General features: G+C 42.9%; 22 protein-coding genes. 13 read left to right on the forward strand and 9 right to left on the reverse strand.

Annotated features, from left to right (window positions below; genetic code table 11):
* Positions 1-30: 30 nt before the first annotated feature.
* A complete protein-coding gene (gene gloA / locus ACIGBM_RS01850) occupies positions 31-591 on the reverse strand; it encodes a lactoylglutathione lyase (protein WP_397476563.1) in 561 nt (186 codons plus the stop codon).
* Between the two features lie 186 nt (positions 592-777).
* The gene (locus ACIGBM_RS01855; RefSeq protein ID WP_057758161.1) at positions 778-1,416 is read right to left on the reverse strand and encodes a carbonic anhydrase; all 639 of its coding nucleotides are present in this window, start codon (positions 1,414-1,416) and stop codon (positions 778-780) included.
* Between the two features lie 413 nt (positions 1,417-1,829).
* Between ACIGBM_RS01855 and potA the strand changes: the two genes are divergently transcribed.
* The 7 genes from potA to ACIGBM_RS01890 all read left to right on the forward strand — a co-directional run bounded on the left by potA (position 1,830) and on the right by ACIGBM_RS01890 (position 7,457).
* On the forward strand, positions 1,830-3,071 hold the full coding sequence (potA, locus tag ACIGBM_RS01860) for a spermidine/putrescine ABC transporter ATP-binding protein PotA (RefSeq protein ID WP_397476564.1): 1,242 nt from the start codon (positions 1,830-1,832) through the stop codon (positions 3,069-3,071).
* Complete coding sequence (potB, locus tag ACIGBM_RS01865; protein ID WP_397476565.1) at positions 3,071-3,949, forward strand: spermidine/putrescine ABC transporter permease PotB; 879 nt, start codon at positions 3,071-3,073, stop codon at positions 3,947-3,949. Before potA ends, potB begins: the two co-directional genes overlap by 1 nt.
* Positions 3,949-4,755, forward strand: a complete 807-nt coding sequence (potC, locus tag ACIGBM_RS01870) for a spermidine/putrescine ABC transporter permease PotC (protein WP_191114622.1) — start codon at positions 3,949-3,951, stop codon at positions 4,753-4,755. The genes potB and potC overlap by 1 nt, the downstream gene beginning before the upstream one ends.
* Before the next feature lie 115 nt (positions 4,756-4,870).
* On the forward strand, positions 4,871-5,761 hold the full coding sequence (locus ACIGBM_RS01875; protein WP_397476566.1) for a LysR family transcriptional regulator: 891 nt from the start codon (positions 4,871-4,873) through the stop codon (positions 5,759-5,761).
* A 238-nt stretch (positions 5,762-5,999) separates the two neighbouring features.
* The gene (locus ACIGBM_RS01880) at positions 6,000-6,686 is read left to right on the forward strand and encodes a hypothetical protein (protein WP_397476567.1); all 687 of its coding nucleotides are present in this window, start codon (positions 6,000-6,002) and stop codon (positions 6,684-6,686) included.
* A 241-nt stretch (positions 6,687-6,927) separates the two neighbouring features.
* Entirely contained in the window at positions 6,928-7,128 is a 201-nt protein-coding gene (locus tag ACIGBM_RS01885; RefSeq protein WP_397476568.1) for a hypothetical protein, read from the forward strand.
* A 14-nt stretch (positions 7,129-7,142) separates the two neighbouring features.
* Positions 7,143-7,457 carry an ankyrin repeat domain-containing protein gene (locus ACIGBM_RS01890; RefSeq protein ID WP_397476778.1) on the forward strand — a complete coding sequence of 105 codons (315 nt, stop codon included), beginning with the start codon at positions 7,143-7,145 and terminating at the stop codon, positions 7,455-7,457.
* A 149-nt stretch (positions 7,458-7,606) separates the two neighbouring features.
* On the opposite strand, the gene crcB is transcribed toward ACIGBM_RS01890, so the two are convergent.
* From crcB to ACIGBM_RS01910, 4 genes are all read right to left on the reverse strand, one after another.
* Positions 7,607-7,978 carry a fluoride efflux transporter CrcB gene (crcB, locus tag ACIGBM_RS01895; protein WP_102078044.1) on the reverse strand — a complete coding sequence of 124 codons (372 nt, stop codon included), beginning with the start codon at positions 7,976-7,978 and terminating at the stop codon, positions 7,607-7,609.
* Positions 7,979-8,022: 44 nt separating this feature from the next.
* Positions 8,023-9,081 (reverse strand): tRNA (adenosine(37)-N6)-threonylcarbamoyltransferase complex transferase subunit TsaD, encoded by a 1,059-nt coding sequence (tsaD, locus tag ACIGBM_RS01900; RefSeq protein ID WP_397476569.1) that lies wholly within the window; start codon positions 9,079-9,081, stop codon positions 8,023-8,025.
* Between the two features lie 236 nt (positions 9,082-9,317).
* Positions 9,318-9,848, reverse strand: a complete 531-nt coding sequence (locus ACIGBM_RS01905) for a c-type cytochrome (protein WP_397476570.1) — start codon at positions 9,846-9,848, stop codon at positions 9,318-9,320.
* A 124-nt stretch (positions 9,849-9,972) separates the two neighbouring features.
* Positions 9,973-10,350 carry a hypothetical protein gene (locus ACIGBM_RS01910; protein ID WP_397476571.1) on the reverse strand — a complete coding sequence of 126 codons (378 nt, stop codon included), beginning with the start codon at positions 10,348-10,350 and terminating at the stop codon, positions 9,973-9,975.
* A 698-nt stretch (positions 10,351-11,048) separates the two neighbouring features.
* On the opposite strand from ACIGBM_RS01910, the gene rpsU reads away from it, so the two are divergent.
* Positions 11,049-11,264 (forward strand): 30S ribosomal protein S21, encoded by a 216-nt coding sequence (gene rpsU / locus ACIGBM_RS01915; RefSeq protein WP_010195908.1) that lies wholly within the window; start codon positions 11,049-11,051, stop codon positions 11,262-11,264.
* A gap of 202 nt (positions 11,265-11,466) precedes the next feature.
* Positions 11,467-11,916 carry a GatB/YqeY domain-containing protein gene (locus tag ACIGBM_RS01920; RefSeq protein WP_057758141.1) on the forward strand — a complete coding sequence of 150 codons (450 nt, stop codon included), beginning with the start codon at positions 11,467-11,469 and terminating at the stop codon, positions 11,914-11,916.
* A gap of 42 nt (positions 11,917-11,958) precedes the next feature.
* On the opposite strand, the gene ACIGBM_RS01925 is transcribed toward ACIGBM_RS01920, so the two are convergent.
* Positions 11,959-13,530, reverse strand: coding sequence for a M48 family metalloprotease (locus ACIGBM_RS01925; protein WP_397476572.1), 1,572 nt, complete (start codon positions 13,528-13,530; stop codon positions 11,959-11,961).
* A 538-nt stretch (positions 13,531-14,068) separates the two neighbouring features.
* On the opposite strand from ACIGBM_RS01925, the gene ACIGBM_RS01930 reads away from it, so the two are divergent.
* The 4 genes from ACIGBM_RS01930 (at position 14,069) to thiS (ending at position 16,355) form a co-directional block, all read left to right on the forward strand.
* The gene (locus tag ACIGBM_RS01930) at positions 14,069-14,524 is read left to right on the forward strand and encodes a sulfurtransferase TusA family protein (RefSeq protein ID WP_397476573.1); all 456 of its coding nucleotides are present in this window, start codon (positions 14,069-14,071) and stop codon (positions 14,522-14,524) included.
* Positions 14,525-14,764: 240 nt separating this feature from the next.
* Positions 14,765-15,628, forward strand: a complete 864-nt coding sequence (rpoH, locus tag ACIGBM_RS01935) for an RNA polymerase sigma factor RpoH (protein ID WP_197099889.1) — start codon at positions 14,765-14,767, stop codon at positions 15,626-15,628.
* Positions 15,629-15,652: 24 nt separating this feature from the next.
* Entirely contained in the window at positions 15,653-16,027 is a 375-nt protein-coding gene (locus ACIGBM_RS01940; protein ID WP_397476574.1) for a DUF423 domain-containing protein, read from the forward strand.
* Positions 16,028-16,154: 127 nt separating this feature from the next.
* On the forward strand, positions 16,155-16,355 hold the full coding sequence (gene thiS, locus ACIGBM_RS01945; RefSeq protein WP_057758131.1) for a sulfur carrier protein ThiS: 201 nt from the start codon (positions 16,155-16,157) through the stop codon (positions 16,353-16,355).
* A 208-nt stretch (positions 16,356-16,563) separates the two neighbouring features.
* Here thiS and hpf read toward each other — a convergent pair whose 3' ends face one another.
* Both hpf and rpoN read right to left on the reverse strand, forming a co-directional pair.
* Complete coding sequence (gene hpf, locus ACIGBM_RS01950) at positions 16,564-16,944, reverse strand: ribosome hibernation-promoting factor, HPF/YfiA family (protein ID WP_057758130.1); 381 nt, start codon at positions 16,942-16,944, stop codon at positions 16,564-16,566.
* Positions 16,945-17,303: 359 nt separating this feature from the next.
* On the reverse strand, positions 17,304-18,962 hold the full coding sequence (gene rpoN / locus ACIGBM_RS01955) for an RNA polymerase factor sigma-54 (RefSeq protein WP_397476575.1): 1,659 nt from the start codon (positions 18,960-18,962) through the stop codon (positions 17,304-17,306).
* Positions 18,963-19,016 lie beyond the last annotated feature (54 nt).

The following is a 19,016-nucleotide window of genomic DNA, read 5'->3' on the forward strand; positions in this document are numbered from 1 at the left end:
TTATCTTAATAGGTGCTGTCATTCTGACAATTAGCCCATCAAATCGGCCTGTACGATTTCGATCCAGTAGCCATCTATATCTTTGATAAAGGCAATATTTTTCATGCTGCCGTCTTCTGGACGCTTTTTAAATTCGACGTTGTTTTTATCGAACCAAGCAACCGCTTCATCCAAACTTGGAACGCTAAAACAAATATGACCAAAACCTTGCGGGTCTTGATTGCCGTCATGATAGCTAAAATCAGCTTTTGTCTCGGTGCCGTAGTTATGCGTCAACTCCAAGATGCCACGCTGGCGGAAAGCAAAGATTTCTAGATCATCGCCAGTTGGCAAGTTTTCGCGCTCGCTCTCGGTCAACTTGGCCAAGAAATATAAATCGAATCCCATGTCAGGGAACTTCTTAACGGCAAGCAAAGTCATACCCAAAACACCGGTGTAAAACGCTAGCGATTTAACAGGGTCTTTGACACGCAGCATGGTGTGATTAAAAGTAAAACCGGTCGTCTGTGACGAAATTGGCTGAACACCATCTGTGCTAACGCTGCTAGCAGGCTGGTCTATTGCGTCGTTATTATTAGATGAAGTAGACATAATTATCCTAATATAATTCAGAAAATAAAGGCAAAAACACGCAAATCACGATTGTCGTAATTTGCGTCGTTCTCTTATCATAATAAAAAATGGCAAAATAACTGATAGGGTTTTGTAAGAATATGAACAAGGTATGTTCGTCTTTATGCCCTAACTAGCTAGTTATCTGAAGTTATCCAAGACTAACTAGCTATCTAAAAAACGCACTTTTCCTGTCTCTAAGTCATACTCAGCGCCGACTACCAGTAGCTGACCACTATTGGTTAAGTCCTCTAATGCACGTGAGCCATGCTTTAGCTGACTGACTGACATACGTACGTTAGCGCGGATAGAGCGATCGACCAGCTCGTCTGCATCGACGTCTTGACCATTGGCAGTTGCCAATTCGTGTAAGTTATAAACGCTTGGGCGAATACGATCAACGATAGATTGCAAGTTAGGTGAATAGTTCTGCTCAGGGTTAATTAACGTCTCAACGCAAGCCGTGACAGCGCCGCATTTTGAATGTCCAAGTACCACTACCAATTGCGTGCCAAAGGCTTCAGCTGCAAACTCGATTGAACCAATCTGTGATGGTGCAACCACGTTACCTGCGACTCGTATAACAAACAAATCTCCCAAACCTTGATCAAAAACAATCTCAACTGGTACTCGTGCATCTGAGCAACCCAAAATAATAGCCAATGGATTTTGATCCTTGACCAACTCTGGACGGCGCTGCATATATTCATCGGTACTGGTGAGGCTATCAACGTAGCGTGCATTACCTGCTTTTAAAAGCTCAAGCGCTTCTTGACCTGTGGTTGGACGTATATCGGTAGGCATGAGAGATCCTTTATCATCAATAATATTAGAGTTATAAGCTGTTTTGCATATATGTATTCAAGCACAGATTGGCTAATTGTCGCCAAACTATCAGGCTAGTTATGTTTGTCAGCCATAACGTGATTGTATAGCAATAAAAACCAAAAAACGGTAAAAAAATTTGTCTAAATGTCTTTAGATGAATGTAGTCATATCTAAAAATACAGCTGTATATATCGCTGCTACGACAGTATGACTCGCGTAACTTATAACGAACTTGCACTGAATTATATCAAGGGTTTGTTATAATACGCAGCATTCAGGCAGCATTTAGACAGTAATCAAATCGTGCTTACGCTCATGCCAATCCTTATAATGACAGCCAGTTACCTTGGCAGCTGTATACAGATATTGGACGCTCAGGAACAGATATTATGACCGATTTATCTCAAAATACGCATAACACCTCTGCGTCACCTCATGATGATCAGGTGCTGCTGCAACTGACTGGTCTAAAAAAAACCTATGATCAAACCGAAGTTCTAAAAGACATCAACCTTGATATCAAGCATGGTGAGTTTTTGACGCTGCTTGGCCCATCAGGCTGTGGTAAGACGACATTACTACGCTTGATTGCAGGCTTTGAGCAGCCGAACGCTGGGGCGATATATTTGGATGGCGTACAGATGGCAGGCTTGTCCGCTGATAAACGTCCAGTCAATACCGTATTTCAGCAGTATGCATTGTTTCCTCATATGAGTGTCGCCCAAAACGTGGCTTATGGCCTAAAGCTAAAGAAAGTCTCAAAAGATGAAATCCAAAGACGCGTCAGTGAGATGCTAGCGATGGTACAGCTAGAGCATTTGGCCAACCGCAAGCCGCAAGATTTGTCTGGTGGCCAGCAGCAGCGCGTGGCGATTGCTCGTGCGGTGATTAACCGTCCTAAACTGCTATTGCTTGATGAGCCATTGTCTGCGCTCGATCACAAACTGCGCCTGCAAATGCAGTCCGAGCTGAAGCGCCTGCAGCGTGAGCTAGGCATTACCTTTGTCTTCGTAACCCATGACCAAGAAGAAGCGCTGTCGATGTCAGACCGTATTGCCGTAATGAAAGATGGCACGTTCCAGCAAATCGGTACGCCTATCGAGATTTATGAAACCCCTGCCAACCTGTTTACTGCCAAATTTATCGGCGAGACCAATTTGTTCAGAGCTGAAGTCAAAGGTGTTTATCCAGACCAGCCAGATCGCGATGGCAAAGTGACTAACGGACGTATCGAGGTCGAAGTCTGTGAAGCGCAGGCGCAAGAAGGGCCAACCACCTTACGCAACTTACGTCGTCCCAATTTTGCCAACGATGTACAAATGGGCGATATCGTCAATTTACTACTTCGCCCCGAAGATTTACGAATATACGATCCAAAAGATAACGAGCATAGCGGACTGTTAGGCCGTGTCATCGAGAGTAACTATAAAGGCAGCACCTTAGACTCGATTATCGAACTGGCAAATGGTCATATCATTAAGGCCTCTGAGTTCTTTGATGAAGATGACCCGAGCTTTGATTATAAATTAAACGAGGGTGTTAAAGTCTCATGGGTAGATGGCTGGGAATGGGTATTACCAGAAGACTCTGAAACTGTGCCAGACATAACTGCACAAAAGGATGGTAGCTGATGGCTCGCAACCACTTAGGCAATAAAAGTCCATTTCGTACCGCCACGCTTTGGCTAATCTGGGGTTGGCTACTGATATTTGCGCTATTACCAAATATCCTAGTCATCGCTGTCAGTTTTTTGACTCGTGATAGCAGTGCGTTTATCAGCTTACCTGTCAGTATCGACAGTTATGTACGGATGATTGACCCGTTGTATTTTGAGGTATTTGTCCACTCATTATGGATGGCAGGTATCACAACGGTTATCTGTCTACTGCTTGGCTACCCTTTTGCATGGCTGATCTCCAAAGCAAAAGTACGTTGGCAGCCATTGCTGATGCTACTACTAATACTGCCTTTTTGGACCAACTCTTTAGTGCGGACTTATGCGCTCAAATTACTATTTGCTAACAATGGCTTGATTAATAAATTGCTATTGGCAATTGGCGTAATCGACACCCCTATCGATATTTTATATACCCAAGGTGCGGTGATAGCTGGTCTGACGTATTTACTATTTCCATTTATGGTATTGCCGCTATATGCCGTATTTACCGACTTGCGCAATGATATGCTACTGGCCTCGCAAGATTTGGGCGCATCCAGAACACAAACCTTTTGGCATGTTGTACTGCCATTAACGACACCTGGAATTATTTCTGGTGTACTGCTCGTACTATTGCCTGCGATGGGTATGTTTTATGTGGCAGATATCTTGGGTGGTTCTCGTAACTTATTGGTCGGTAATATCATCAAAAACCAATTTTTGGATGCGCGTGACTGGCCCTTTGGTGCTGCGGCCAGCGTTTTATTGACACTAGCGATGGCGGTATTATTACTGGCCTACCGTGCCAGTAGTCGCCGCATTGGCAAAACTGACTTTAATGAGGTGGCCTAATGTCTTATAGCTCACCAAACACAAAAACTCGTCCGCTTAAGATTGGTAGTATCGCTGCCAAAGGCTATCTCGGACTGATTTATACCCTGTTGTACCTGCCAATCATTGTCTTAGTGGTGATGTCCTTTAACAAATCAAAAATTGGCTATAACTGGGGCGGTTTTAGCTTAAAGTGGTACGAATCACTATTCAATAACCAAGCGATGCTCGATGCATTTTGGCATTCTATTGTCTTGGGATTGGTGGCGGCCACTGTCTCAACGTTGATAGGCACGCTTACAGCGCTGGCGTTACACCGTTATAATTTTCGTGGTAAAGGCTTACTAAATGGGCTGCTGTTTGTACTTATGATGTCGCCTGAGATTGTATTGGCTATTTCATTGCTAGCATTGTTCTTACTGATTGGTTTGCAATTGGGTTTTGTCTCATTGCTATTGGCTCACATTACTTTTTGCTTGCCATTCGTTGTCATTACCGTCTTTGCACGATTAAGCAGTTTAGATGAGCGATTGATGGAAGCGGCACGTGACTTGGGGGCTAACGAATCAACCATGGTGCGCACAGTATTGATTCCCGTTATCTTGCCTGCGGTCATGGCAGGTTGGTTGCTAGCTTTCACTTTATCGCTAGATGATGTAGTGGTGTCGACCTTTGTCACGGGACCTAGCTATGAGATTTTACCGCTGCGCATTTATTCTATGGTGCGTGTAGGACTCAAGCCAGAAGTCAACGCCATTGGTACGTTATTGCTAGTTGCTTCACTAGTATTGGTGGTTATCTCACAGTTATTATTACGCAAGCGCTAGATGTTGATTGCTAACTAATTGCTTATTAGCTACTTATTAATAACGGACTATGAGTGAAAGTCAGCGCTATATTGACTATAATGAATTTTTCTCATCTTAGCGGTTAGGTTATATTATGCTTGAGCTACGTCATCTTAATACATTAACCGCGCTACGAGCGCATGGTTCACTTGCAGCAGCGGCCGATGAACTACACGTTACCGCCTCTGCCGTTTCACATCAACTGAAAGAGCTTGAGAACTATTACGACATTAGCTTGGTCAATCGTCGGACGCGCCCGCTTAGTTTTACGCCAGCTGGTAAAGCAGTATTGGCATTGGCAGACAATATCCTACCGCAAGTTACTCGCACCAAATCTAACCTTAAACGCTTAGCACATGGTCAAGCAGGCAGATTACGCCTAGCATCAGAGTGCCACAGCTGCTTTGATTGGCTCATGCCAATACTCAACCACTATCGCCGTGAATGGTCGGATGTTGAGCTAGACTTTGCCACAGGGTTTGAGCCTGAGCCGCATCATCTACTTATGGAAGGTGATATTGATCTGCTTATCACTACCAGTGATTTACCGCTCGACGGTATCAGCTATCAGCCATTGTTTGAGTACGAGAGTCGTTTGGTACTCTCACCAACGCATGATTTAGCTGCTCAAAATTTTATTGACCCTGATGATTTGATTAATGAGACATTAATTGCCTATCCAGTAGAGGCCAAACGTCTCGATATCATTGCTAATTTTATGACGCCAGCACAAGTAAGCTTTGAGAGTGTTCGTACGACAGAACTGACCGCGATGCTAATTCAGTTGGTTGCTAGTGAACGCGGCGTAGCAGCATTGCCTGATTGGGTGGTTGCTGAATACGAGAAAAAAGGTTGGGTAGTATCACGACCACTAGGAGAAGGCGTGCATTGTCAGCTATATGCAGCGACGCGTACTTCAAGTCGAGATACGGCGTATATGCAAGGATTTGCCAGTTTATTGGAAGGGATAGTGAAGCCGTTGTAGTTTCATTACTAATTACTTTCTTATAGTTGTAAAGTACTAGCCACTTTTTCATATCGTAACGAATGTTATGGTAAATAATGGTTCCCTGATGAGGACTTGAATCTATGGCTGTAGGCTAATGATATCAACGTTTTAACTCGATGAAATAGTCACGGTGTACTTCATGGTGTACATGCAGTGAGCTTTTCGTGGGCACATCAAATTACCCTTGATAATTGTGACAACCAGGACAGCTGCAATGACATTTTATTTAAAAGATAGCGACCAAGAGTATTTCAGCAAGTTTTGGGTGCAAGAAAGAAAATATCTAAGCGAAGTTGGTGGACGGTTATTAACCGTAGATGAAGCAAATGCTCACCCATTTAATGATCTATTAATTACAGGGTCTAAAGGGATAGTGGGGATCGATGCTATGAAGCCTAGGCTAACTCATAGCTACCATTACTTTTGTATTCCCTATGAGCTAGGAGAAGAAATAGAGGAAGGTTTAGTACCTGAAACTATAATAGCTCAATTAATTAATGATAACTTGAAGTGTGCTATCTTTATAGCATCAACCGATGCCAGTTTTGGTTGTTTTGGTGAGTGCTTTCACACAAACGAGGAAATAATTTGGAATTTTTCATCACCACACTTAAATACACCGTTTCTTATATTTGATAATGAAAAGAAAGTGTTTGCGCTGATAGACTATGACTTACCCTTACAAATCATTGGCTATAAAACCCCTATTTTAGATAGAAAGGACTACATTAAAAGTAAAATAGGTCAAAATGGATGGGATACTGTATTTGAAAGGTATTCCCATTATACGAACATGCCACACTTTTTTAATGAGTATTATAAGTTTCTATTGCCCGATAAAGTAGTCAAGTTTTTAGATTCTAGAGTGATACCTCCTCCAGTGAACTGCACTCAAAAATAGAGTTTTATGGACATCATCATAGTCAGATATAACTCCTAAAGTGAATATTCAAAAAATTGTGTTCGGTGCGCTATACAGGCATCTAACTTCTAGTGCTAGAAATAACTTCAATGACTAAGGAATTGATAGCATAGCTTAATATTAGTCATACTGATGAGATGGAAGGCAAAGATATTCCACAAGAACTAACAGATGAAATGCAAGATTTTCTTGATAGCAGTAGAAGCAAAGAAAAATAATTATGAATGAATACAAAAAACTACGAATGAAAGTTTTTAGGCTTTTTAAAGAAGGCCTGATAAAAGAAGCTTCTGAATTATTCGAAAGTAACAATATGGATTACTTTGAAACATCTCCAACTGATAAATGGAACTGGCTACATCAGCTCTCAATGGGATTTAACCCAAAAGAACCACCGAAAAAACTATTGAGTTTTTTATAGAAAAAGGTGTTCCAATCAATGCTCAAGACAGTTATGGCATGACACCATTGCACTATGCAATGCGAGGAGAAAATGCAGAAGCCGCTATTGCCTTATTAGAAGCAGGGGCAGATCCAAACATTCCTAATAGAGATAAACTTATACCTCTGAGAATGACTTTGCTGATGCCTGATAGGTTAGATGTACTAGAACTGATGTTAAAAAATGGTGGGGATGTTAACTACTATAATGGAAAAGATTACTTACTTGAAGCAATTAAAGGTTTTCGAGGTGATCATCCTGATTTTCAAGAATTAATACAAATGCTTGAAAATTATTCAGGTGAGTAAAAAAATTGTAAGAGAAATGATTGAAAATAGGTATACCCCAACGGAACCAGCTATTTCACTCTTCAAACGTATTAATAGACCACTTAAAACAGACTGCTATCATGGAACCACTTATAACAGACTATTAAACGATTAATATCTATCAACGCCTACAAAACTAGCTTAAAGAAATAAAAGCCAAGTGCGGTTGCCAGTAACGTTAGCCCAACATGCAAACCGATGAGCGCTAAACCTGCTAGCAACCGCCCATCATGAATAAAGCCAAATACCTCCGCACTAAACGTACTAAAGGTAGTTAACCCACCCAAAAAGCCAGTTATCACAAACACGCGTACATGATCGGACAAGTTGCTACCCATACGCTCAAACCACACTAGCGCCAGCCCTATCAGCAGTCCACCCAAGATATTAGCGCTCAGAGTACCGAGCGGCACCCAACCATGTAGAGCATTAAAACGCGATAACCAAGCTCGCAGACAAGCACCGAATGCTGCGCCCAAACCGATAGCAAGCCACTGCATAAACTATCCTTAATTCATATAAACGTGTTGGACCAAATGCTCATTTATACGGCTGGCAATTCTGTCATCGGCCAACGCGGAATACAGCTAACAGCCAAATTATCAGACTGTCCAGCTTGCAAGCGCTCAAAACCTGCGTAAGCAATCATCGCGCCATTATCCGTACATAGCGCAGGCGGTGCATAATGAACCGTCGCATTAATTTTAGCCAGTTCCGCTTCTAACATCTCACGCAGATGAGTATTGGCACTAACCCCACCTGCAATTACCAAACGGCTCATATCTGCTTGCTTGAGTGCTTTAACACATTTCTTCACTAGCGTGTCGACTACTGCATGCTGAAAACTGGCGGCAATATCAGCACGAACCTGTGGATCGCTGTCAGATTTATGACCAGAACCGCCTGACAGTGGCGTGTCTTTAATCAGATTATGTACGGCAGTTTTCATACCACTAAACGAGAAGTCTAGACCCCGATGTAGCATTGGTCTTGGGAGTGCGTAAGCGTCAGGATTACCAGTTTCTGCTAGTTTGGCAATATTAGGGCCGCCAGGATAAGGCAGGCCTAGCATTTTAGCCGCTTTATCAAAGCACTCACCCGCCGCATCATCTATCGACTCGCCCAATATCTCATATTGTCCAACACCGTGAGCAGCAATAAGTAACGTGTGCCCACCAGATACTAGTAGCGAGACAAAAGGAAATGCCGGAGGGTTCGCGCCCATAAGCGGCGCCAAAAGATGCCCTTCCATATGATGGATACCAATCGCTGGAATATCCAAACCATATGCCAAGCTACGACCAAACAGTGCGCCTGTCATCAATGCACCAATAAGACCAGGTCCTTTAGTATAAGCAATCGCATCGATGTCGCTTTTTTTCATATCGCATTGCTCTAGCAGCTCATTCAATAACGGCACGAGCTTACGAATATGATCGCGGCTAGCAAGCTCAGGCACAACGCCACCATAAAGTGCGTGCAGCTCAATCTGAGAGTACAGTACTTGCCCGACCAAACCTTGGTTGTCGCTATTTATTTGCTCACTATCAAAAATCGCTAGCCCCGTCTCATCACAAGAGGTCTCTAAGCCCAATACTTTCATACTTTTGCCTTTATACTTTCGTTTTCGTGCTATTTTTGTCGCACTTTTATCTTACATCATTTTGAGAGATTGGATAACGAATACAGCCAGTCACACACTATCTCAAATTCGCTTGATACAGCTATATATTATGAGACTGGCGTGACAAAAAACGTGCATAAAAAAACCGTCATTGTCAGTCACAATGACGGCCAGTTTAGCAAATTTCAATAGCTGACATACTCTAATATAGCGTATCAGCTTACCGACGCTAGCATATAATCAACAGCCGCTTTAACTTGTGCTTCGGTCACACCATTTACCGCTTGCGCTGGCATTTTATTAAAGCCTTTAGCCGAGTGCATATACAGCGTTTCTTTGTCTTTAGTTAGACGAGCTGTCCAAGCCGCTGTATCACCATACTTTGGCGCATCGAGTAAACCTGCAGCATGACAAACCTGACAGTTTGATTCATACAGTTTAGCACCTGCATCTGCGGCCAACGCTTCAGAATCAGTTTCAGGTGTTGCTACTGCGTCATCTACTATGTCGGCAGACTCTGTTGCTGCTTTTGACTCTGTATCTGTTTCTGACTCAACCACAGACTCAGGCGTCGTGCCTTCGGTTTCTGCTACAGCTGTCTCTTCTATAGCGGTAGCAGGTTCATCGGCTACTGCAGACTCTTCCGTAGCTGTGTTATTACCGCTACAAGCACTCACAGCAAATACCACACTCATGCTGATCACAGACAATTTCAGCTTGTTCATATACGGTTGTATATCAATCATGGTTTTACCCTTACTTAATCAGTCTGCAACCAATTAGAGATGCGTTATATCAGCTTAAATTACTACATATACGACTAATGACTGTTTAATAGTCCATTGAGCTAATAGTCAATTGACCACTAAGTTACTCAGCAGTGGCTGCAGCCGTATCGTCAGTAGCCGCCATATCAGCACTGTCAGTAGGAGCAGCGGCTGTATCCGCACTATCGGTAGCTGCTGCTTCTGCAGTATCAGCGTCAGCCGTTCCTGCTTCAGCAGTAGCTGTACCGTCAGCTTCTGTACCCGCTGCATCAGCCGCTGGCATTGGTGCGGTTTCTGGGAATTCCATTTCTTCAGCTGGTGGCGCATTTTTGATAGCAAGCTCAGCAGCTTCGTCAACGCGATCGATTGCCATTACTTCTTCATGCTCTTCGCCGCCACTACAAGCGCTCACGCTCACACTCACACCTAAAGCTACGATAAGTGCGGTGCTTAATGCCGTGTTAAATACTGTTTTTTTCATTCCAACATCCTCAATAAAATACACACAAAACGGTTCATAGGCTTACTAGGGTCTATTGAACTTTCAAATGTGGTGCTGGCAGTCACTATTTTTCAGACAATATGCAGTGAAATTGTTGAAGCCTAGTCATTGTAGGTTAAACCATTTCGCCATATATTGACAAAAAAGAGTACTGCCCTCCACTCGAGCACAGCTCTTGCCTTGCGAACGGGCAAAGCAGTGCTTTGCTCGATCCGTTCTCAAGGCTGATGCTAAAATTACCCCAACCGTTGTTGAAAACCTAGCTAAGGTCTCGACATTATCGTCGGTTTTCGCCTAGTTTGGGGTAACTTTAGCCATCAGCAGCCCTAATATTTGAATGTTCAATAGACCCTATAATATGGGAATTATCATAGCATAAACTCCAATCAAACCGTTATAGACGGTAGGGGTTTTTTATTGATAAAGCGTTGTATATATGTCGAATTCATAGTTTGAGAGCCAAATTCAAATAGCCATCTAATTGAATAACCTATCGGCAATAAATGCTTAAAACCATTGACTTTGTTGGTATTTTTTATTAAAATACCTGCCCTTACGCTGATGCGTGAGAATTGTCCTAGTTTGAGCTGATGCCTGTAATCTTGAGATATTACGGCTAAATACTAATACACAGCCAAACTAATGCCCTTATATCTCATCCTAATCGAGGAGTCTTCATGCCTGCAGTTAAGGTTAAAGAAAACGAACCAGTTGATATCGCTATCCGTCGTTTCAAACGTGCTTGTGAAAAAGCTGGTGTATTATCAGACGTACGTAAGCGTGAGTTTTATGAAAAACCAACGCAAGTACGTAAGCGTAAAAAAGCTGCTGCCGTAAAGCGTTATAAGAAGAAGTTACAACGCGAAACTATTCGTACCACTCGTATGTACTAATCAGTAATCTGATTAGCTAAGTACAAGCGCTACACTAACGCCACTGTTATCAATCGATATCAGTGGCGTTTTTTATGCTACAATTTTTGTTATTACTGCTGACATAATTTTTTATTAAAACCACTATCAGCAGGTTTTGTTCTAAAATTTAACAAACCACCTCTAACGAATAGCATTTAACAGATCGATAAGGATAATAGCAGTGAGCCAACTTAAACAGACGTTATCAGATAATATCAAAGTTTCAATGAAAGCTCGTGAGCTTGAGCGCGTTAAAGTACTGCGCAACGTACAGTCAGTAGTGAAACAAATCGAGATTGACCGTCAAACAGAACTTGATGATGCCCAAGTATTAGAAGTTTTGCAAAAGCAGCTAAAGCAGCGTCAAGAATCATTAACTATCTTTACAGAAAATGGCCGTGATGACTTGGCCACCAAAGAGCAGTTTGAGATTGACATCATCAACGAGTTTATGCCGCAGCAAATGAATCAAGACGAGATCATGGCATTGGTAAATGCTGAAATCGCTGAGCAAGGTGCTACGTCTATGCGCGATATGGGTAGCGTCATGGGTGTTTTAAAGAATAAAACAGCTGGCCGTGCTGATCCTGCTTTGATTTCTAAAATGGTCAAAGACGCGCTACAAGGCTAGCACTTGCTATTGATTGGCAGGCTAATCTGTACAAACAACCGCCTAAGGCTTAAAGTCTTTGGCGGTTTTTATTGCTTTGAGTTCTGCATTAATATTGGCCAATAACGGACGCGCACTATTGGCCTGATCTGTGGTTTGCAGATTTTCCGTCAACTGTTTGGCTTGTGTCAAAGAGGTCAGCGCACTCTCATAACGCCCATTCCATAGCTGATCATAACTGCGATAGCGCAATGCATTAATCGTCGCGATATTGGCTAACTGTGGTGAGGTGGTGGTCTTAGCAAGTTTTTCATTGGCAAGTTGTAAGCTTTGCCATGCATAACGATCGCTTGGCTGCTGTTCTGTTAGTGACTTCAACAGCGCTTGGGCTTTTATCGGTTGATTACTATTAGTCAGCGCTTCGGCTAGATAGAGGCGTAAGTCACGGCGCTCAGGATATAGGCGCTGTTGGCTCTCTAAGACATCTACAGTTTGTTGCCATTTTCCTTGCTCACTCAATAGCTGACTGTGGGTAATCGACAATAAAGGCTCTAAATTTTGACGCTGCGTATTTGATAACGCATTTATCTCAGCCAATACCTTATTAGCATCTGTAAAGCGTTGCTGCTCTCCATACCAATGCATTAGCGCAAGTTTGGCCCCGAGACTGTTTTTGGCGGCCGTTGTCAGCGTGACTTCAGAGGCATGTTTACCAGTCACTTGAACACGCCAATACAGTAAATCAAATAACGACTGATGGCGCTGCTGTTGGCTCAATGAGAGCGCTGGATACTGCTGAGCGCGACTTTGTGACTCGCTCAACCGCTCATTACTCAGAGGATGTGAACGCACAAAGCTCGGTAAGAATTGATTCTCAACTTGATTTAACTGACTCTGTTGATTCATCGTGGCAAAGAACCGTGGCATCGCCCGAGGATCATAACCCGCTTGGGTCATAATCTGCATTCCTACTCGGTCAGCCTCACGTTCGTTACTACGGCTAAAGGCCATGCTGCTATTCATAGAGGCTGTCTGACTGCCCATCATCACAGCCGCAGCGGCATCACCATCGACAGCTGAGGCAGCAATCGCAGCTAGCATACCACCTAGCTGCATCAGCAAGGCTTTTTTACGTTCGTCAGCGCCGCTTTCGTAGTGCCGTTGACTGATATGCGCAACTTCATGCGCGACGACGCTTGCCAGCTCATCCATGCTACTAGCTGACAGTATCGTCCCAGTATTGATACCGATTACGCCGCCAGGCGCTGCAAAGGCATTAATACTAGGATTATCAATGATAACGACGCCAAGTGGTGCTTGCTGACGGGCTTGGGCATTGAGACGCCACGTCATGTCTTTTATCGTTTCTTGTACCCAAGGATCATGTTCCATTCTGACACGGCCATTGATATTCTGTAATGACCACTCGCCAAGCATTTTATTCTGATATTGCTCAGCAAAGCTTAAGCCTTGCCCGCGCAGATTTGGTAGATCTAGCGTTTGCGGATCTGTGACTTGCCATGAGCTATCAGCAAATGGCATTGTTTGACTCTCACGACTATGCGCACCGCTGGCTATGGCTAGGAGCATTATTGACAACCCTACTTTGACGTCATTTAGCAAAGTTAAACTCATAAAATGACGTTTACCTTTTTGCTTAGACAGCATAATTGGCAAGCCTACAGAGTTTTTGGCTACTAAAGAGTTATTACTGTCAGGTCGCTTCGTTCTATGAGCGTGGTACAAGTGCATATCCTATAAGATGATTGACGACGTCTTTTCGACTATACGAGCTTGTTTATCCAAGGTCAATTCTACAATGCTCTTAACTACCAATAACTTAGCCACCCGTCACGATTGTGCAACATGGCTGTGTAATTATTCATTGGGTCATTATTTATACAGTAAGTCTCAATCGTATAACTATTAATCGGGCAATTGCTAATCGTGCAACTCTTGGTTATATGGTTCTAGTGAACCGAACACAGCGTTGATTATATTCAACTGCAACTATACATTGTCTATTTGGTATAATAAGCAACAATGATAGTAGGTTTAGATGGCTGTTATAAAGACCTCATAATTTATGATTGATGGATTATGATCGTACTCAATATCAAAGCCTATTGCTAATAAAACAAATTAAAATATAGATATCTACAAGGTTTAAGTTATGCCCGCTGCTAGTGAATTAGTTATCGAACGTGTATCGCACTTTATGCAATTATCAGCGAGTTTGACTGATACACAGCAGAACGACATTGCGAGTTTGCTAGAGTTGCTACCGACTGAAAGTCATAATTCAGATGATGTAGCTACAGCGCAATCTGAACTAAATATAAAAGGTTTTGTTGATGGACGCGGTCTTGCATGCCCGATGCCATTGTTAAAAACTAAGGTCGCATTACGTGACGTAACAGTTGGCGAATCACTGTATGTGGTTGCAACCGACCCTAACTCGCAAGCTGATATCACAGCGTTTTGTCGACAAAGTCAGCAATCACAGTCGGCAGATTATTTAAAGCTAGTGGTCAATGAAGTTACTGACCATTCGTCAGTTGATGGCACATCATTACAGCGTTTCGCTACAATATATCACTTCATCATTACCAAAACTGATAGCAACTAAGCGCTGCTATCCTTTACAATTAAATCATAAAGATTTTTATCTGACTATTTGCTTAACTATTTAACCAAGGTCAAGAATATGGCTAATACTTCTACTGATGCTGTAAATACAAATAAAAAAGATGGCTCAGCTCCTATAAAAAATGATGCACGCGATGCTGCATTAAAGGCCGCTGCTCAGCGACCACCCTATGACGCGAGCGCATTGGGCAATACCAGTACGCGCGACTTAGTACCAGCTATGCCAACTCACTTGTCAGCGCCAGGGGTCAACTTGGGCGCGTATATCAATACTGTCCATCAAATCCCTATTTTGACGCCAGTACAAGAGCAAGAGTTGGCGCATCGCTATTATGATGAAGGTGATGTCGAAGCCGCTCGTCTGCTGGTGATGTCGCATCTACGTTTTGTAATTCATATCGCGCGTAGCTACTCGGGTTACGGATTGCCGCAAGCAGATTTAATCCAAGAAGGTAACTTAGGATTGATGAAAGCAGTTAAACGTTTTGACCCAAATAAAGGCGTACGTTTGGTATCCTTTGCCGTACATTGGATTAAAGCTGAAATTCATGAGTTTGTGATTCGCAACTGGCGTATTGTGAAAGTTGCGACTACAAAGGCTCATCGTAAACTGTTCTTTAACTTGCGTAGCCTTAAGAAGACTAACAATCAGCTGACACTAGAAGAAGCGGACGCTATCGCTAATGACTTGAATGTCACACGCAAGCAAGTATTAGAGATGGAGTCACGTCTAACCTCTTATGACGCTTCGTTCGAGGCGCAGTCAAGCGACGATGATGATGGTCGCTATGCCCCTCAGCTATTTTTGGAAGATGGTATCGATCCAGCTGAGCAGCTAGAGGAAGCGGATTGGGAAGAAAACAACTCATCAGCACTTATCGCTGCTATGGGTACCTTAGATGATCGTTCGCGTGATATTGTTGAGCAGCGTTGGTTGTCTGAGCAAAAATCCACCTTGCATGAGTTAGCTGCGGTTTACTCTATCTCAGCTGAACGCGTCCGTCAGATTGAGAAAAATGCCATGGACAAAATCCGTGATGCCATGACCATTGACAGTGTGATTCTGCCAGATGATATCCAGTAGCCTTAAGATGATACGAGTTGTTCAATGTTAAATTGGATCGGTATTGCCGCAATTAATATGGCTATTGCTGTTGCTCTAGGAGCCTTTGGTGCGCATGGTCTAGAAGGTCATGTCAGCACGCAGCAGCTTGAGTGGTGGCATACGGCAACGCTATATTTGTTCGTAAATGCGCTTGGACTACTACTTGTGGGTTTACTGATTCGTTTGAAATATATTACTCAGACGACCGCTTGGTTACTACAAATTGGCATTATCATTTTCGCTGGTAGTTTGTATGCAATGACGCTTGGTGCGCCGCGCTGGTTTGGTGCGATTACGCCTATTGGCGGTGTTCTTATGATTGCAGGTTGGTTATGGCTGGCCGTTTCCGCCTTTCGATTGAAGGACTCAGTTATCTGAGCTATTTAATAGTTATTGTAAGTTTTAGCTTTTTGCATTAGCTGCAATGAATTATCAGTAATAAAATGAAAGATACGTAGTGAATAGCAGATAAACAGGAATTTTAATTTAGTAGGGAGTATTTAATATGAGCACCATTAGTGTCAATGGTAAGAGCTTGCAAACCACTCATCAGACTGTACAACTGGTTATCAATGAGCTTGGTCTTAGCCAAGGTCGTTACGCTGTAGAAGTAGACGGCGAGTTGATGCCAAAAAGCGAGCTTGCTCAACTACGTATTGTAGAAGGTATGAATATAGAAGTAGTACAAGCCGTCGGCGGTGGTTAATAATGTTTAGATAGATAAGCTTGAGCTGACAGCTAGTTCATTTTGGTTCTAAGTTTACTAATGCTAAAAAAGACCTCAACGTATTACACGTTAGAGGTCTTTTTTTATGTCAATTACAAACTAGTGCAGCAGCTACTTATCAATTTTTTATTCTCTTAGTCTGCTTTCACTAGATTGTAACGATAGTGTTCAAAGTTTTAAACTCGAACTATGCTGCTGGTACTGCTTCTGCAGGGGTTAGATCCTGATAGCGACTATCGCGTCCTGCACCCTGAGTCTTTTTGCGCTCTTGACGGGTTTTATACTTACGTACTTGTCTATCTAGCTTGTCTGCCATCTCGTTAATGGCTTTATACATATCATCTTCATACGCTTGGACAAACATTTCTTGACCCGAGACACGCATAATTGCTTCAGCTTTATGGCTCTTTTTACCGCCGTCGCTAGCACCGCTATTGTCTAACGATAAAATCACTTGAATACTTTGTATCTGATCGAAGTGACGCTCTACTTTTTCAAGCTTCTCGCGTACTGCTGTGTCCATAGCTTCGGTAACGCTGATATGATGACCACTGATAGAAACATTCATATTGTTGTCCTTTTATTTGTAACTTACAATCAACAGATGAGGTAGCATTCTTGCTCTTATCATCCTGCCTTACCACTAACTATCCCAATGCCTCTAGTAATGTGTCGACGTATCCTTTTATCGTCTCCTTTATTAGTTGTAAATAAATACTATAAATCAGCACTTGGTTTTCGTTGTTGGTATGACTCTAATTTGTCATGAAAATCGCCCAGTAGCAAGCCATTAAATTGTAATTAAGTGTAACAATACCTATTATTTCTACTTGGTTTCTATATAATCAAAAAATTTTATTTTTTATATCTGTATTGCACTATACAGACAGGTAGCCATTAAGCTTATAGAAAGATGAGCTTAGACAATTAGTATTTCTGTTTGCGCTGAGTAGATGAGCCAATATTCATTGCTTCACGATATTTGGCAACAGTTCTTCTGGCTATATCAATACCATCTGCTAACAGCTCATCTTTGATACGACTGTCTGATAAGGGCTTTTTGGGATCTTCGTCAGCGATGAGCTTTTTAATCATGGCACTGATAGCGGTCGATGAGATATCTCCATCAGCGCTACTTACGTGAGAGGAGAAGAAGTGTTTCAAAGAAAACAACCCTTGCGGCGTCAAGATGGTTTTACTGGTGGTAAGGCGTGAGACCGTAGACTCGTGCAAGTCAACTTCTTCAGCAATGGCCTTTAATATCAGGGGCTGCATAGCGGTTGCACCATGCTGCAGGAACTCTTGTTGATAGCGTACAATGCTGGTCGCTACTTTGAGTAGGTTTTGATTGCGCTCTTCGATACTACGAATAAACAATCGAGCATCGGTAAGGTTTTCGCGTAGATATTGATTGTCAGGACTGTCATCGCCGCGCTTGACTAGATTGGCATATTCTTGGTTTACGCGTAGTTTTGGTAGGGTGTCTGGATTGAGGCGTACATACCAGCCATCCTCTTCTACTTCAGAGTTACTTGTCGCCTTATTGTTTCTAACAGGTGTGACCAACACATCTGGAATATCGTAGCTCTCAGGCGACTGGGCATAGTCAGGCTGGCTAGACTGAAACAGCAGCCCTGGCGAAGCGTTTAAGGTACGTAGTAGCGTAAGCGCAGGTGTGATATATTCTGGTGCAAGCCCTGTACGTTCAGTCAGTGCTTTAATATTATTACTGACTAAGTGCTCACTTGCTGATAGCAGCGCTTTGGCTTCTTGTAGATATTCGGTGTGGGCATCTAGTTTGGATAGCTGAATCGATAAGCACTCGCTTAAATGACGCGCCCCTACGCCAACTGGATCACAGGACTGGATAATACGTAATACCGTCAAGACTTCCTCTTTCTCAACGCGCTCATCCCATTGATAGAAACTTGCCATCGTATCAAAGCTCTGCAGCAGCTCATCTATATCAATTCGAATAAAGCCCATATCATCCATGGAGTCTATTAAATACTCTGCAATCAGCGTATCGGCCTCTGATAAACGCTTAAAGTTCAGCTGCCAGCGCACATGATCTTGAATGGTGGACGATGTACCGCCTTGGTAACTATCAAAATCTTCATCACCCCTACTATTGCCAGAGCCTGTTGCGGTAGAGGCATAGTTACCCGTGTCAAAGCTACCTATATCAAAGCTATCGGCATCAGAACTGCTATAGCTATCTACATCTATTGCACTATCATCGATATTAGGCTGTTGAAGCTTATCCAAACTATCACTGAAGCTATCACTACTATCGCCACTGTACTCTGTACCGCTAGTAGGTACAGAGTCGAATGAGTCACTGCTACTTTGATTCCAGCTATCAAGCGTCAACGGCTCGCTCCACTCCTCTATTTCATCGACACCACTGTCGTATTCGTCATCGTTTTCGATACGTTCAAGTAATGGATTACTATCTAGTTTTGCCTGAACCTCTTGTGCGAGCTCAAGACTAGAGAGCTGCAGCAATTTTATGGCTTGCTGCATTTGCGGGGTTAGCTTTTGTGAGTTGCTCAGCGTGGTCGCCAATCCGAACGACATACTCATGGGCGGCTTATTGCACTCCGATCTTAGTGATATTGTGTTTATTCTGTCAGTAAA

Source organism: Psychrobacter sp. NPDC077938 (genome assembly GCF_044542635.1).
In the GTDB taxonomy this organism is placed as follows: Bacteria; Pseudomonadota; Gammaproteobacteria; order Pseudomonadales; family Moraxellaceae; genus Psychrobacter.